Origin of the sequence: Mastigocoleus testarum BC008 (assembly GCF_001456025.1) — a bacterium.
Taxonomy (GTDB): domain Bacteria; phylum Cyanobacteriota; class Cyanobacteriia; order Cyanobacteriales; family Nostocaceae; genus Mastigocoleus; species Mastigocoleus testarum.
The window spans coordinates 64,292-79,344 of record NZ_LMTZ01000066.1 but is presented as its reverse complement, the minus strand read 5'-3'; the positions used below and the strand labels follow the sequence as shown (position 1 = coordinate 79,344).

Here is a 15,053-nt window from a genome sequence, read left to right as displayed (position 1 = left end):
AGATAAGATGCGAATTTTACACACATCTGACTGGCATTTAAACGATAAGTTGGGGCGAATATCCCGCCAAGGCGACATCGTAAAACGTTTAGAAGAAATTGCCAAATACTTAGACGAATACAAAGTAGATGTAATGGTTGTTGCTGGCGATTTATTTAGTCAGTACAACCGTCTCGATGAATTAAAATCTGCTGTTGGGGATGTAAATAAGGTATTCAAGCCATTTTTGCTAGATGGTGGCACAATTGTCACCATCAGTGGTAATCACGATAATGAAGCTTTTTTTAATTTAATGAGTCTTGCTCTTGACCTCGCCGATCCAATAGACCCGAAAAAATCAGGTTCGAGACCAACCGGAAGACTTTATTTAGCAGCAAAACCGACTTACTTACTACTAGAAGATAAAGCTGGTCAAAAAGTCCAATTTGTTTTGACACCTTACCCAACTTCGTCACGTTATTTAAAAGATGAAAAGACAAACTACAAAAGTATGGGTGAGAAAAATATCTCACTTCATACGGCTATGCTTGAAAGAATTGACCGTATGAAGAATAAATACGTTAAGCCTCAATTACCAAGCGTACTAGTTGGTCACGCACATATTCGTGGAAGCGAGCTACATAATCTTTATCGCATCAGTGAAACTGAAGATGTAGTTTTTGAAGCAGGAGACATTCCTACAAATTGGGCTTATGCTGCTTACGGTCATATTCACAAACCACAAGCTTTAGCTGGTACTACCCATGTGCGTTATTCCGGTAGCATTGAGCGTCTGGACTATGGAGAAAGAGATGATGAAAAAAGTGTTGTTTTAGTTGAAATTGATGCTCGAGGTCGGACTGAAGAACCTGTATGTTTACCACTTAACGCTACACCAATATATCGCATCGAAATTAACAATCCAGAAGAAATTGCTAGCCTCAAAGATAAATATTCAGAATTAGACAGAGCTTTAGTTGATTACAAATTAACCTACAAACCAGGCGAGCATAACCGGGATGCAATTTGTCGCGAACTGGATAAAATCTTCCCCCGTTGGTGGGATCGGAAAATAGTTCCTGATGGTATATCAATATCTCCCAAACTTTCTACTTTAATTGCCGATAGACAAGATGTAGCAACAACTGTACGCACCTATTTACAGCAACAATTAGCAGGACATAAAGACAAAGATGCTGTATTGAAATTGGCAGAACAATTATTAGCTGATGAACAATTTGTAAATAATTCTGAGGTAGAAATATGATTCCAGTTCGAGTCTATGTTGAAAATTTTCTGAGCTATCGTGAAGGTCAAGTGTTAACTTTTGATGGCGCTCCCTTGTGGGTACTATCAGGAGCAAATGGTGTCGGTAAATCAACAATTTTTGATGCGATTAGATTTGCTTTATATGGAAGTCATCGCGGTGGAAGTTCAAAAACTCAAAAAGACTTAATTAATCATCAAGCTGATGCGTTAACTGTTGAATTTGATTTTCTTATTGATGGACAGGCGTATTGTATTCGTAGAATAGTTCCCAGACGTGGAAAAGCGACACGAGAAGTTTTTCGTATTGATTCGTCATCAAAAGGAAATTCTGGCAATAAACCAGTAGCAAATACAGACAGTGATTCAGGTTTTAAAGATTGGGTTAAACGCGCTATTGGTTTAGACGATAAAGCCTTTACATCATGCATACTACTCATTCAAGGTAAAAGTGACAAATTGATTGAAGCTGCGCCATCTGCACGTTACGAAATACTCAAACAATTAATAGATTTAACAGCATACGACAAGTTACATAAATTAGCAGATGCTCGTCGTAAAGATTGTGAAGGACACGTAAAAAGTCTTAAATCACAATTGGAATCATCAGATAAAGTAAGTGATGCAGAATTAAATGCGGCTCAAGAAGTCCGAAAGTTAACTGAGGAGAATTGGAAAAAATCGCAGAACAAAGTCGATAGTTTGGGAAGTTTACTTGAGCAATCTAGACGATGGGAAGAACTAAATTCCCAAATTTTAGAACAGCAAAGCGAACTACAAAAATATCAAGCATTGATAACCCGTACTGACGAGATAGAACAAAAATTCACGCGCTACAAAGAACTAGAAACTGTACTACCCCTACTGAGTTCTATTATTGAACAACGTCAACGCATTACTGATAACGAGAACGAGATTGAAAAACTTAACCGGAAATGTCAACAAGTAAAAGATGATTTAAATTTAAAATCTGCAGAGAAAGATGAAATTAATAAGCGAATAGAAGAAATAAACCAAAAAATTGAAAATCAACAAAAGGATAGTAATAATATTGCCGAACAGTTAGTTGAATTAACGCCTTTAGTTGAAAAGCTATCACAATTAGAGTCGATTCAAAAAAAATTACAAGATTTAAAACAAGATTTAACTGTTTTTCCTTCTGATTTAGAGGAATTATTGCAAAAAGCAGAGTCAGAAGAAAAAGGATTAGATGCGATCGCAAAAACATTACCTTGGTTAAGACAGCTAGCTCAGGGACGTATTAAATTAATAGACGCTGTACAAAAACAAGAAGAAACGCATAAAAATTTAGAGCATTTGCAAACTCAGTTAGAACAATATCAAATCCAACAAGAAGAACTAAATACTGATGTTGCAAATGCTCGTAAAACTGAGAAAAATTTATCTCACAATATAACTCGTATTGAAACTGAGTATAAAGCTGCTTCTAGTAAACGCGATAATTTTGAAGAAGTATCTCATCAACCCATATGTGAATTATGCGGACAAGAGATTACACCCGAACACGCTCAATTAGAAAAATCACGTCTAGATAATCAGTTAGCAGAGGCTAAAGCTAATTTAACTAGTCTGAATAACGAACATCACAAAGCGCAGGATAATCTTAATTTACTCTCAAGAAAATTGGATGATTTAAACAAACAAATTCAAGTCAATAATAAAGATTGTCACCAAAAGCAAAATCAGCTGAATCAAGCACAACGAGAAATTAAACAGTATACCGAACAAATAAAGAATGCATTTAGCAACTTACCAGTAACTTATCAGGTAAATGTGTCTCCATATCAAATAGATGATGATTTAGGTTGGCTTGATACTAGTTACCCAACAGAAGCAGATTTAGAAGAGTTAAATATACAGTTAATAAACCGAAAAGTTCATACCCAAAATTTAAAAAGTCTACGCAATCAATTTTCTGAATGGCAAATATTAAATACAGAATATCAAACCTATAATAAACAGTTCATCGAACTTGAAAAAAATTTATCACTATCTGATGCTCAAAAAGCACGTGGTGAAAAAAATAAATTACAAGAATCACAAAAAGAACTACAAACATTCCTGAAATCATTGAATAAAGAGCAAAAGCAAAATATTCAAAATTCTCAAAAAATTAATGAAAAATTTGATATACAGTCACGTCAATTACAAAATCACCAAATAAATTTAAGCGATAAAAAAGGTTCTCAAAATGAGACTCAACGCCGCTTACAGTCTGATTCAGAAAGCTTACCACCTCAGTGGCAAGAATCAGTAACAAACATAGATGAAGAAAAGCTAGAAGAGTTAGATAGTGAAAGAAAAGTACTAACGGAGTATGAGAATTTATCCAACCAATTAAATATTGCCAGCCAACAGGTAACTTTTCTCCAACAACAAATTAATAAAATAACTAACCAGATCGAACAATTACCTAGCGAAGCAAGACGCGCTATCCAAGAAATTGAGCAAGAACTTACAACTGCAAAATCCGAGCGAGATACCTTTGATGTCAATCGACAGAATGCTCAAAATAACTTAAATCAACTGAATAACAAATGCGAGCATTACCAGCAACTAGAAGAAAAAAAACTTGAGCTAGAACGCAACCAAAGCTTATACAAAATACTTTGCGATTTGCTAGGTAATGGGAAACAAGGTCTGCAATTGAAATTACTACGCGATGCAGAACAAACTATTGTGCAGCTTGCTAATGAGATTTTAGACGGTTTATCTCGGGGAAAAATGAGATTAGAATTACGTGCAGAAGCAGAGAAATCAGCTGGTGACTCTAACAAAGCACTAGATTTACAAGCATATAACGAAGAAGTAGGACCCTACCCCACACCAATAGCTCAAATTAGTGGTAGTCAGCGATTTAGAGTTGCTGTTAGTTTAGCACTAGCTATTGGTCAATATGCAGGACAAAGCACGCGTCAAATAGAATCAGTCATTATCGATGAAGGCTTTGGTAGTTTAGATAAAAATGGGCGCGATGATATGATTCAAGAACTTAACGAATTGCAACATCGACTAAAACGTATCATTTTAGTTTCGCACTTAGAAGATTTTTCATCTGCTTTTTCTAATGGTTATTCCATTGAATTAGTTGATAGAGCCTCAAAAGTAAGGCTTTTAGAACCTGTATAACACCAAAAATAATAAAATTAAGAACGTTACTTTAATCGTAATAACCATTACCAATTACCAATTACCAATTACTATATTTGCGTTAATTCATCCAATCGAATTTTGGGTAAATTTGGAGGAATCACCTCTCTCATAATCGAGAATTTATGACTTTCTTGCTGAGTCAGTAAATCTATTGCGATCGCCTCAATCCGAATTTTTAAACAACCAAATGGTATATGCAGTAAAGTCATAGCTTCCAATCCTTTTGTTGGATGGGGAAGTAAATTCGTTATTAGGTGAGGACCTGATAGTAAAGAACGTGTTTGACAGTCTTCTAACCATAGTTTGACTGCAACCTGCTCCTCAACTTTAGGAAGTTGTACCCTTACTCTAATTGAGGTACCAGATATTAGTTCTCCTTGGGGTATTTGTAGCTTTGGTGTAGGTAGTGTTTCAACAAATGAGATTTCTCCCAAAGAAGTTCCTGGTGTTATGGATGGTTGTAATAGGGGATGAGATTGGGTATTGAGTTGAGTTTCTACTTCAACCGGTTCAATGTCATCTACAACAATTTCTTTTGCAAGGAAGGTTGATTCAACTTTACTTTGAGCATATGATGCTGCTAATTGTAAGATGTGAGGGGACGACTCAGTTTGTAGGTCACGTGAATTAGAAAAGACAGACTGGGAAGAAACTGATTGGAAAGAAGTAGGTGCTGTTTCTTCACTCCTATTATCTGCTGCTTCAGGTGCTTCGATGAAATTATGTTCGCTAGTCTGAAAATCGATTTCAATGGTCGAAAATATTTCGGTGTTCTCCCGTTGATGTAAGTTATCAGTAAGTTGGGGTGGAATATGTCCGTGACTTTCCATCCATTGACGAATTAAAGGAGAAGAGTGTAAATTTTCTGCAGAAGTAGTTTCTGTAAGATTGGATAAAATCTCAGATAAATTTGTTTCTGAGGAAAGATTACTGGTTGTTTCTTGGTCTGAAGTGATCTCCAATTCTGACTTTTCAGCTAAATTATCAAAGTTTGATGCAGATAAAGGAAAATGTTTGTCATCAATTTCATTTTCCTGAACTTGTTTGGTTTCTTGAAGTCGATTGGTTTCTTGAACTACTTCAGTCTGTCCAATTTGTAAAGATGGATCGTTCAAAGGTTCATCAAAACTTTCGTACTTCAAATTATCTAAAGGTAAATCAGTAGAATCAAAATCGCGATCGCAATCTTGATTTACAAGTTCTTCTTCATTAACCAAAACTGGAAGACGTCTCAAAAAAGGAAAAGTCGTGCTTTTGGCTTCGGTACAATCTAAAGAATGTTCTGAATGGGTAGAGCTAATCAAATCCTGTTGTGAATTCGTCAACCTTGGTCTTTGAGAAATACGATAGGATATCGATTTCGGTGCAGATTTTACCTTAGATGGAGAACTTATAGAAACTGAACTTGTAGAGATAGAATTTGTAGAAACTGAATTAGATATTAATTCCGAATTCTCAAATTCTGAATTTGAGGGCTGAATCGATTTAACCAGATTTAAAAGTTCTAAATTGAGATTGGGGGAATCTGAATCAGAAGCTTTATTCTCATCACCAGCTGCTAGTTGTAAAACTGGTGCTTCAGGAGAAGCAAGTTCCTTACGTTGAGTTGAATTTGCAACTGCTAATAATTCTGTAATATTAGCTGTAATAGTAAAAGGTTGAGTAGCTAAAATTTCAGCTTCTCCAATAACTACTTCTTCAATTGCTCCCAACATCCCAGATAAACTAATGCTGGCTAAAATTAGTTTTGATTCGCACTCAGACGGGATTTTAATTGAACAAGCAATCTCAAATGGTAATATTTTTTTTGGTAAAGATTGCTTGACTTCGTGTAGTAATTCCCCATTCAATGGCGATCGCAGTTCAATTTTAATTTCTCCTGCAGTAACACTCTCTAAATCAGAGCCTTCACCAACATTTAAGTTTTCGTCACAAGAATTTTCACCACAACTTGGAGCGGTAATTTCTTTTAGCTGAACCTTTCCTTCAACAGTGAGATATTCTCCCCAATTAATTACGTAGTTTTCTTGGGCTAAAGTTAACTGTAAGGGTAATGTTGGAGCTAAATCAACAGAATTATCAATCTCCAGCTCAGGAGTAAGTAAATAATCCTCAGTTGGTAAAGCTAAATCTATTAAGTTTTGTAAAATATGTTCTACTGAATCACTCTTAAGCCAAACCGGGCTTACAGGTGCGTCAATAATCGTATAACCTTCTGTTTCTAATTCAAACTCAGTTACCGCAAAACTAGTTTGCGGTACAATCGCTAAGGCTGTAGAAGATAAATCGTCATCATCATTGGAAGTATTTTCTGCTATCTCATTGCGATCGGAGATATTTGGATCGTTTACCTCTTTACTATTTAGACAGTTTTGTTTTTCTGCTGTTTGTTCTTTTGTTTGTTCTTTGCTTACTAATACTGTCTCAGCATCACGAACAGCATCTGTCTGCTTATCTAATATAGTAATTTCTTTTATATTATTTTCTTTCGTAGAAATTTTATTCTTATCAGTTATAGACGAGTTTAAGTTCGTCTCATCCAAATCTCGATCTACTTGCTTAGATGAAGCATTGACTGAAGTAGAAGTAGGAACTAAAAGAGATTTTTTAGCGTGTTTTACAGCATTGAGTATTTTCCTGCTGTGGGTTTGTTCGTCAGAATTCTGGCTTATGGTTGCTGAATTATCGTTTGCAGATATTTCTGGGGCGGAGGAATTCTCAACTTTTGTATCTATATCTTGAGGTAAGACTTCTAACTCTATACGAAATTGCCAAGATTGACCGAGAATATCCGACATCAAATCGCCAGAACATTGTATCTCCCAAAGACCGGGTTTAAAGAAAGTGAAAGGAATCACCGCCATTAAACCATCTGCATTAGTACGACAAGTTCGTTTTTGTACGCGACGTTTTGGTGGAATCTCCAATGTAGATGAATGCGTAACTCGCACTTCTACATCCGTATTGGCAAGATTTGAGCGAGCCACCAGCCTGTACTTTCCCGCCGAAATCTCTAATTTTGTCGATTCCAAAGGATTCCAAGAGTGTTCGCCCTGTTTCTGTATGAGAAATTGCCAGTCTTTCATTGTCAGTGATGTTTAGACAGTTATGGCACAGATTGATATGTTAAATTAACTTGTCTGTCAGTTTAACTTCTTCACTTGTAAATTAGTCACTTTATATCAAAACTTCTAACTAGTAAGCAGTTTTAATTACTTTATATTAAAATCTTTAGTTAATAAGTAGTTTTAAATTATACTTACATCCATTTTTATTGATGTCAATTGCAATTTAAAACAGCTTTTGCATTATTTTCATTTGATTTAAAGTGTATGGTTAGCTTGACTGAATGTGAATGATTTTGTTTGTGACTGCAAAAACGCTGATTAAATGAAGGTAATTGGTAGCTTTTAGTACTTTTTGTCCGAGGTTAAGTCATTACGGATAAGGAGTTTGGAGGAAAAACTTTATTTACCATACAAGATGGGAATAGATTCATCAGTCAAAAAATAAGTATTTTCAACGACTTTTAAAGAAAAATCTTTCCTTAAACTTAAAGATTGTACAAAAAACGTCCCTGACCGATTTGCAAGAACGTTTGTAATGACTTGTGAATTAATGACTTATGAATTAATCAATTATGAATTTGAAATGAGGTGTGTTAAAAATTACATTTGACCCATCGTTACCTGCATTTACCTTTCAGATTTAACCAGTCGAGAAGGTGTTACATCAAAAACAACAGTGAAGGGTTGCTCAAGTTCTTGCTCTAACAAATCCTCTACCATTGCAACTTCTTTAGGTGTAATTGGTTCAATAGCTCTTGCATTTAGTTGTACTATAGGTGGCTTAGTGCGCCAGTTAATATCTAAATCGATTACTTCTACGTCTTGGCGATCTACGAGAGAACGAGCTACTAAAATCTTTTCCACCGATTCATTAACTCTAGCTTGACTAATTAGTTGCCAAAAACTAATTCCCAAGGGAATAGCGAGCATGACAATCAAAATAAAAGAAATCCCCCAAGAAAGACTTCTACCCAGTTCGTTACTCCTAGCGTATCCACCTAAAACGTAAACGCTTAAACAAGCTAAATTAATACCAATGAGGTTGGTAAGGTATAGTAACATTGCCCCCCAAGCTGAATCCCATTCTCCCTGGGAAAGCAATAAGCCAACAACGCAAAGAGGTGGCATTAGCGCTACTGCGATCGCAGTCCCTGGTATCGCATCCCCAATAGAGGGACGAATCTTAGAATAACCACTAATTCCACCTGCAACAATTGCAATTAACAAATCGATTAAAGTTGGTTGGGTTCTTGCTAAAATCTCAGAACCTAACTGGGGTAAGCCAAGGATTATACCTACTAAACAAGAGCAGAAGATCGCTAGAAGACTCCCTATAGCGATCGATAAGAAACTACTGCGTAAAAGCCTTATATCTCCTTCTAAAGTGCCGAATGACAATCCTCTCAACGGCGACATTAAAGGAGCAATAATCATTGCACCGATAATTACAGCAGTACTGTTAATTAACAATCCGAAAGTTGCAATTAGACAAGAACTGACTATAAGTACTAAGTAATTTTGGTTTAGCTCAGCATCTTGAAGTAAAGATTCTCTGAGTTTCAAAATCGGAATTGCACCCAATCCAAAGCTTCTAAACAATTGCCAAGTCTTACTCATGACAATTACTGTATCCACAATCTTTTTCTAAGATAATGACATAATTTATACTAAATAAATACTCCCTAAGAAAGGCTTACGTAAATCTTGCGGACTAAATATAGGTCTTTAAGTAATCCTTGTCGAGTCCTATTTTGGACAAAGGCTAAATCCCCCGTTTAGAAAACGGGGATATGCTTAACATAATTCTGTATTACGCTAAAAAACGTCCCTGAATATCTGACAAGGACGTTTAATTCTGTGACTAAGCTTAATATTTCTAGGCCGCTTCCTCAAAGAAAATTACTTATTCTCATAATTTCCTTACTAGTGTTAGGAATTTTTTTTCGTTTCGTCAATTTAGATCGCAAAGTCTACTGGCACGATGAAGTTTACACCTCAATGCGGAGTTCTGGTTACACAGGCAAAGAAGTGGGCGAACAAGTATTCAATGGTAATGTTATTAGCATAGCAGATTTACAGAAGTATCAACGCCTTAGTCCTGAGAAAAACTTAAATGACACGATTGATGCTTTGATAAAACATCCCGAACATCCACCACTTTATTACCTAATGGTGAGATTTTGGATGCAGTTCTTTGGTAGTTCTGTTACTGTGACTAGAAGCTTATCTGCTGCTCTAAGCCTACTAGTTTTTCCTAGCATCTATTGGCTTAGCCTGGAATTATTCGAGTCTTCACTGGTGGGGTGGGTTGCTGTTGCAATTTTCACTGTCTCTCCTTTTCATGTTCTCTACGCCCAAGAAGCACGTGAGTACAGTCTCTGGACAGTTACCATTTTGCTATCAAGTGCTGCACTACTGCGAGCTATACGTCAAACAAAAAATCAAGACACAAAATTGCCGATTTTGTCTTGGAGTATGTATGCAGTCAGTTTGGTGCTAAGCTTCTACACTTTTCTATTTTCTGCATTTGTTGCTATTGGACATGGTGTCTATGTATTTGCAACTGAAGGGTACAGGATTACTAGGACTTTTACAGCTTATCTGCTTGCATCTCTTGTAGGAGTTATAGCTTTCATCCCTTGGTTTTTAGTTATTATTGTTAACTTCACTAGAGTCAAGCAACAAACACATTGGACAACAATAAAAACACCGATATTATTTTTGTTCAAAATTTGGGGTCTGCACTTAAGTTGTATCTTCCTGGATTTTGGTCTGGATATTGAACATCCATTTACTTATTTAGTGCCACCACTTTTGTTGTTCTTGGTAGGATATAGCATTTATTTTCTGTATCGCAATACTACCCAACAGGTTTGGTTATTTATTTTGGCACTGATTGGAATTACGCCTTTGTTTCTAATTGCACCAGATTTAATTTTTGGGGGGATTCGTTCAGCTGAAAGTCGTTATTTTGTACCTGTTTACATAGGTATTCAATTAGCAGTAGCTTACTTATTTGCTACTAAAATTTCTGCTGTAAATATATTAAGACAGCAGGTATGGCGAGGAATAATGCTTGTCCTAATTTCTGGTGCAGTTATTTCTTGTACAGTAAGCTCTCAATCTGAAACTTGGTGGAATAAGAAAGTTAGCTATCACAACCATTACATAGCCAAAATAATCAATCAAGCAAATTCACCACTTTTAGTCAGCGAGACTTCTGACTTTAAAGCTGGTAATATAATATCTCTTAGCTATTTACTAGAACCAAAAGTTAAGTTCCAGTCGATAACCGATCCAAAAGTTCAAAAAATAGCTGATGGTTTTAGCGACATATTCTTACATTATCCGAGAGAAGATTTTCAACGAATCCTCGAACAACAACATAATGCCAAAGTAGAGATGGTAAAAAATCCTCATAATGCACCCTTATGGAAACTAATTAGGTAAGAGGGAAAGTCTTAGGGACTTTCCAAAAATGAATAATCTTGTTTACCTATTTTTTGGTTTTAACAACTATGGCGATTTCGATAATAAGCCAAAATTTTGTCTACTAATAGCCGACTTTGTGGATCGAGATTTTCGTCATGCTCGAGCCATAAACCAGCAATTTGACTTTGGTTGTAATCAAACTCGGTGGAAGTTTGAGGAATTAAATCGATTTTCACTCCATCTACTTGACGTAAATGTGCGGCGACTTCCCGATATACAGCTAAGGGTAAATCAGGAAATTCTATTTTCTCTTTAATTGTCGACATAATAGAAATTTTTAGGTAGAACCGGTAGCAATTTGGGATGGAGACGGGACATTTAGGGAAGCTTCGATACTTTGAGATGTACTCTTTTCTCCAACCATTTTGGCTACTTCAATACCATATTGTTCCAGAATAACCACTGGATCGGAACCCTCATTAACTTCGATGCGCTTCACAAATACTCCATTGGAAAGTCTAGCACCGGAACTCACATATCTACTAGTTGGCTCAGAAGGAACCTTGATAATAGCTTGTGCTCTACCACCAACTAAAACAACTCCTGTAACTTCCACCGCTCTTGCTAATTCGGGTTGAGGTGGGGGTGGTAACACAGAAGTAAGGTCGGGTTGAGGAAGAACTGCTGGTAAAGTTTTTGGTACTACGGAAACTGGTTTTGGTACCTTTGTGGTAGCTATCTTTGTTGCTTGTTTTGATTTTGAATTCCTGTTCGCAATCTTTGTGGATAATTTTTGTTTTAAATTCGGTCCGGTAGAAGCAGATATAACCCGACTTCTCTTTGGTCTAAGTGGTGGTAAGCTCGGTACCGGTTTTTGCTGTTTTTGTTGTCCTTGCGCAACAATTACTTCATCAGTCTCTTTTGGCGCAGTAGGAATTATGGGGGATATAATTCTTGCGAATGGGTCTTTTCGTCCCTTTGCAACAATATTTGCCCTTTCGGTGCTATCAGTAGAACTAATTAAATTTGGCGTTCTTGTAATTACAGTCGGTAAATCAGGAGTATTTTTTTTAGGAGCTACAACAGGATTATTAAACGGTTGTTGTTCCGTTTTTTGAGCTTGTTCCTCACCTTCATTTGAATTATTAGCTTCTTCACTTCCGGAAGAGCATCCAGCGATCGCCAAAGCCAGGATAGTTGCAACTAAGATTGTTAAATTTTTGCCCATTAGCTGTTCTCAAAAGCCTTATTGTTAATAGGTTTGTCAGTCAGATTTGTATTAAAAGCAAAACCTGTCACTGTTATAACCTAATTTTCTGGCAGTCAAAAGTTGCAAATAAGACTTTTACAATCAGTTAAAATACTGGCTGATTATTCCCTATCCCTTAATGATAATTTTGAGATGTTTGGGAAAGAATATCCATCCAAATCCAAATCAGGATATCTTTAATAAATTTCCTATCTTACCAATGATTGAGACCCCACCTCAAAGGTTATGAATGAGAGTAGAGTCTATCAAAATTCCTTTCTAAGTTTAGCCTGGATACTTTATTTCATAACTAATCATCGGTTCCAATCATTATTGTTTTCAGAGACTCCAATCCTTTTTTGACACGACGAGAAACAGTAACTACACTAATACCAAGATGCTCTGCGACTTGTTTTTGAGTTAAATCTTGAAAGAAAACAAACTCCAAGATTTCTCTAGTACGTTTTTCTAGTTGTACCAACGACTGTTGTAGACGAATTCGGTCCTCTTGCGCTAACTGGAAACTGTGGTATTGGCGATCAGGAACTAACTCTCCCAAGCAAGCAGAACTATCATCTCCATCTTGCACTGGTACATCTAAACTTAGAGGCGCGCGGTTAGCCCAAGCTAATTGAATTTCTTGCCATTCAGATATGGAAATTTCTAATGCTGCTGCGACTTCAGAGTCAGTTGGTTGGCGGTTATATTGTTCTCGTAATGAACGAGAAACTTTTATACCTTGTTGTTGTAGTGCTAACCAACGTCGAGGAATTCTAACAGTAACACCCTTGTCTCGCAGATAGTGTTGGATTTCACCGCGAATATAGGGAATTGCAAAAGAACTGAATGCATGACCCTTGGAAATCTCAAATTTTTCAATCGCCCGAATTAAACCCAAGGAGCCTACTTGAATTAAATCATCGTAGTTTTCTTGGCATTGATTTATCCAATAGTGAGCTTCTTTTCTCACTAATCCAAAGTTAAGTTGCACTAATTTGTTACGAATCTCGGCAGAAGGATTTCGCTGATATTCCCGCAAAAATTGCCAAATTTCGTGCTTAAGTTCGTTATTAACTATGGTGGTAGGCATGGGCACCTTATATCTTGCTCACACAATTATTTGAATGAATAATCACCATACATTCGGTTTCATTTCTATTGGCGAACGGGTTGTATATTAGTTGAGTGATGCTCATTCATTTTTTAAGGAATGAAAAAAGGTACACGAAACTTGCTCATATCACGTACATAAAGATACAAGCTTAAATTCGCCAACGTTATAGTGTGTCAGACTAAGACGCTACCTTTACCAATCAAAATATCTATGGCGACAAGTTACAAATTTTGTGCTAAAAGTTTTGTGCGGAAAATCTCATGACTTTGAAAATCTTATGCTGAAAACTTTACACGAAAAATCACTTGTCTATCATGACCCGTACTTTGAGAATAAACCCGGATTGAGATTGGCGATTGATTTATTAAAATTTTCTAGTTTATTTAATTAGTGATGGCTTAAAAGCCAAGGATTTCAAAAGACATAACGCCAAGATATTAAATTTCTTACCCAATCTCAAACCGAAATAGTACTTAATTTAAATCGGGCAGTTATTTGTTGAATATTTAGACATAATCCAAAAAAATGATAAATTTCGTCAAAATTTTTCAGAATCAATCAATTTTTTGGAGAATTTTTGTTGAAAATTAGTCTTTGTAGCTGATATAAACACTTAAAGCTTAGCGTAGTAAATATATAGCTTAGAAAAGCCCTTAGCTAAAGACAAATTAAAATAGAAAGCACCCAAAAAAATAAGAGTGCCATTGAATAACACTCTTACATGCTTTATATATATATTCGACACTCTATTTACTCGATGGTCTGGGGTGAAAATTTAGGTTAGTAACTGCAGCTCAAAAATTTACTCGAAATTTTATATTAACCATTACCCATTACCAGTAATTACAAGAAAGTGAGTCGCTCGAAAATGGCTGAATAATTTAAATTTCCGCAAATGCACGTTCGATTAAACGTCTGGCGAGGGTTTGAGTTCCCGTGTGCTCATAGTAATTGGTACTCAAATCTAAGAATGCAGCAAGATAGTCTAATTTACTGTCAGCCACATCAACAAAATTCTGGATCCTATTAGCAACTTTGTCAGTAGTTAAATCCTGAGACGATACTAAACCAGACATCCAACCTTTGACAGAATCAAAGCTTGAACCAATAAAATTAAGTTTACCCTCAGCGGTTTTACCTGGAATTGCTTCCCTAAGATTATCAAAGGTTTTATTTTCCTCTAATTCTTGGGGAGATGTACGACTGAGAAAAGATTGGGTTTGTTTAATGAAGTCTGGACCGAGAGGAATCAAACCATCCACACAAACTAGTGCGACCATCCGCATTAAAGACTCGCCACTATATTCACCCAAGGAACCAACAAAATCGCCGATGCTATCGCCGGGGATACCGTTAATCTGGCAAAAAGCTAATAATTCAGCCACCAGTTTCAAGGAAAGATCGATAGTTTGAGCCTTATCAGGTTTGGGTGTAATTCGATTTAAAAAACCTAGGAGTGGTATTTTTTCCCCAACTTTATTTGCTAAAGCTGCCGTACCCAACATTTTATCGGTGCTGTCAACGGTTTGGTAAAGCCACATAGCCCGCTGATAACCTTGAGAACGATCATTATAAAGATATATAGCCCGTTCGCCAATTGCTTGAATTAAACTTTCGTCTGTTTCTCCGGTAATATGCTTAATAGTGTTGACAAAGCCAACTACATTTTCCCACTTCCCCGGCATAGCGAAATCTAGGGAATTAAGCATGGAAACGGTCAAGCCGCCTGTTGGTAGTTCATCTACCAATTCAAAAATTGGTTTACTCACAG

Annotated in this window: 9 protein-coding genes; 3 read left to right on the top strand and 6 right to left on the bottom strand. The window is 36.3% G+C overall.

The genetic code is table 11. The features are described from left to right. Nucleotides 1-7 precede the first annotated feature (7 nt). Together BC008_RS11090 and BC008_RS11085 are read left to right on the top strand one after the other, a co-directional pair. Nucleotides 8-1,246 carry a metallophosphoesterase family protein gene (locus BC008_RS11090; protein ID WP_027843490.1) on the top strand — a complete coding sequence of 413 codons (1,239 nt, stop codon included), beginning with the start codon at nt 8-10 and terminating at the stop codon, nt 1,244-1,246. Continuing rightward, nucleotides 1,243-4,395 (top strand): AAA family ATPase, encoded by a 3,153-nt coding sequence (locus BC008_RS11085; RefSeq protein WP_027843489.1) that lies wholly within the window; start codon nt 1,243-1,245, stop codon nt 4,393-4,395. The genes BC008_RS11090 and BC008_RS11085 overlap by 4 nt, the downstream gene beginning before the upstream one ends. A gap of 71 nt (nt 4,396-4,466) precedes the next feature. Here the strand turns inward: BC008_RS11085 and BC008_RS51265 are convergent, their stop codons facing one another. Beyond that, complete coding sequence (locus BC008_RS51265; RefSeq protein WP_058183537.1) at nt 4,467-7,505, bottom strand: hypothetical protein; 3,039 nt, start codon at nt 7,503-7,505, stop codon at nt 4,467-4,469. Between the two features lie 609 nt (nt 7,506-8,114). Then, nucleotides 8,115-9,122, bottom strand: coding sequence for a TIGR00341 family protein (locus BC008_RS11075; protein ID WP_201026115.1), 1,008 nt, complete (start codon nt 9,120-9,122; stop codon nt 8,115-8,117). Between the two features lie 222 nt (nt 9,123-9,344). Between BC008_RS11075 and BC008_RS11070 the strand changes: the two genes are divergently transcribed. Next, the gene (locus BC008_RS11070; RefSeq protein ID WP_036265550.1) at nt 9,345-10,937 is read left to right on the top strand and encodes a glycosyltransferase family 39 protein; all 1,593 of its coding nucleotides are present in this window, start codon (nt 9,345-9,347) and stop codon (nt 10,935-10,937) included. Nucleotides 10,938-10,996: 59 nt separating this feature from the next. Here BC008_RS11070 and BC008_RS11065 read toward each other — a convergent pair whose 3' ends face one another. The 4 genes from BC008_RS11065 to BC008_RS11050 all read right to left on the bottom strand — a co-directional run bounded on the left by BC008_RS11065 (nt 10,997) and on the right by BC008_RS11050 (nt 15,051). Next, nucleotides 10,997-11,245: a hypothetical protein gene (locus tag BC008_RS11065; RefSeq protein ID WP_058183536.1), complete on the bottom strand. Its 249-nt coding sequence runs from the start codon at nt 11,243-11,245 to the stop codon at nt 10,997-10,999. Nucleotides 11,246-11,256: 11 nt separating this feature from the next. Further along, nucleotides 11,257-12,147: a hypothetical protein gene (locus tag BC008_RS11060; RefSeq protein ID WP_027843484.1), complete on the bottom strand. Its 891-nt coding sequence runs from the start codon at nt 12,145-12,147 to the stop codon at nt 11,257-11,259. A gap of 331 nt (nt 12,148-12,478) precedes the next feature. Next, a complete protein-coding gene (locus BC008_RS11055; RefSeq protein ID WP_027843483.1) occupies nt 12,479-13,258 on the bottom strand; it encodes an RNA polymerase sigma factor SigF in 780 nt (259 codons plus the stop codon). Nucleotides 13,259-14,163: 905 nt separating this feature from the next. After that, the gene (locus tag BC008_RS11050) at nt 14,164-15,051 is read right to left on the bottom strand and encodes a hypothetical protein (RefSeq protein WP_027843482.1); all 888 of its coding nucleotides are present in this window, start codon (nt 15,049-15,051) and stop codon (nt 14,164-14,166) included. Between the last annotated feature and the right edge of the window lie 2 nt (nt 15,052-15,053).

Excerpts from the sequence above, each read along its gene's own strand:
- BC008_RS11090 (WP_027843490.1), top strand. The coding sequence starts at position 8 with ATGCGAATTTTACACACATCTGACTGGCATTTAAACGATAAGTTGGGG.
- BC008_RS11085 (WP_027843489.1), top strand. The coding sequence starts at position 1,243 with ATGATTCCAGTTCGAGTCTATGTTGAAAATTTTCTGAGCTATCGTGAA.
- BC008_RS51265 (WP_058183537.1), bottom strand. The coding sequence starts at position 7,505 with ATGAAAGACTGGCAATTTCTCATACAGAAACAGGGCGAACACTCTTGG.
- BC008_RS11065 (WP_058183536.1), bottom strand. The coding sequence starts at position 11,245 with ATGTCGACAATTAAAGAGAAAATAGAATTTCCTGATTTACCCTTAGCT.
- BC008_RS11060 (WP_027843484.1), bottom strand. The coding sequence starts at position 12,147 with ATGGGCAAAAATTTAACAATCTTAGTTGCAACTATCCTGGCTTTGGCG.
- BC008_RS11055 (WP_027843483.1), bottom strand. The coding sequence starts at position 13,258 with ATGCCTACCACCATAGTTAATAACGAACTTAAGCACGAAATTTGGCAA.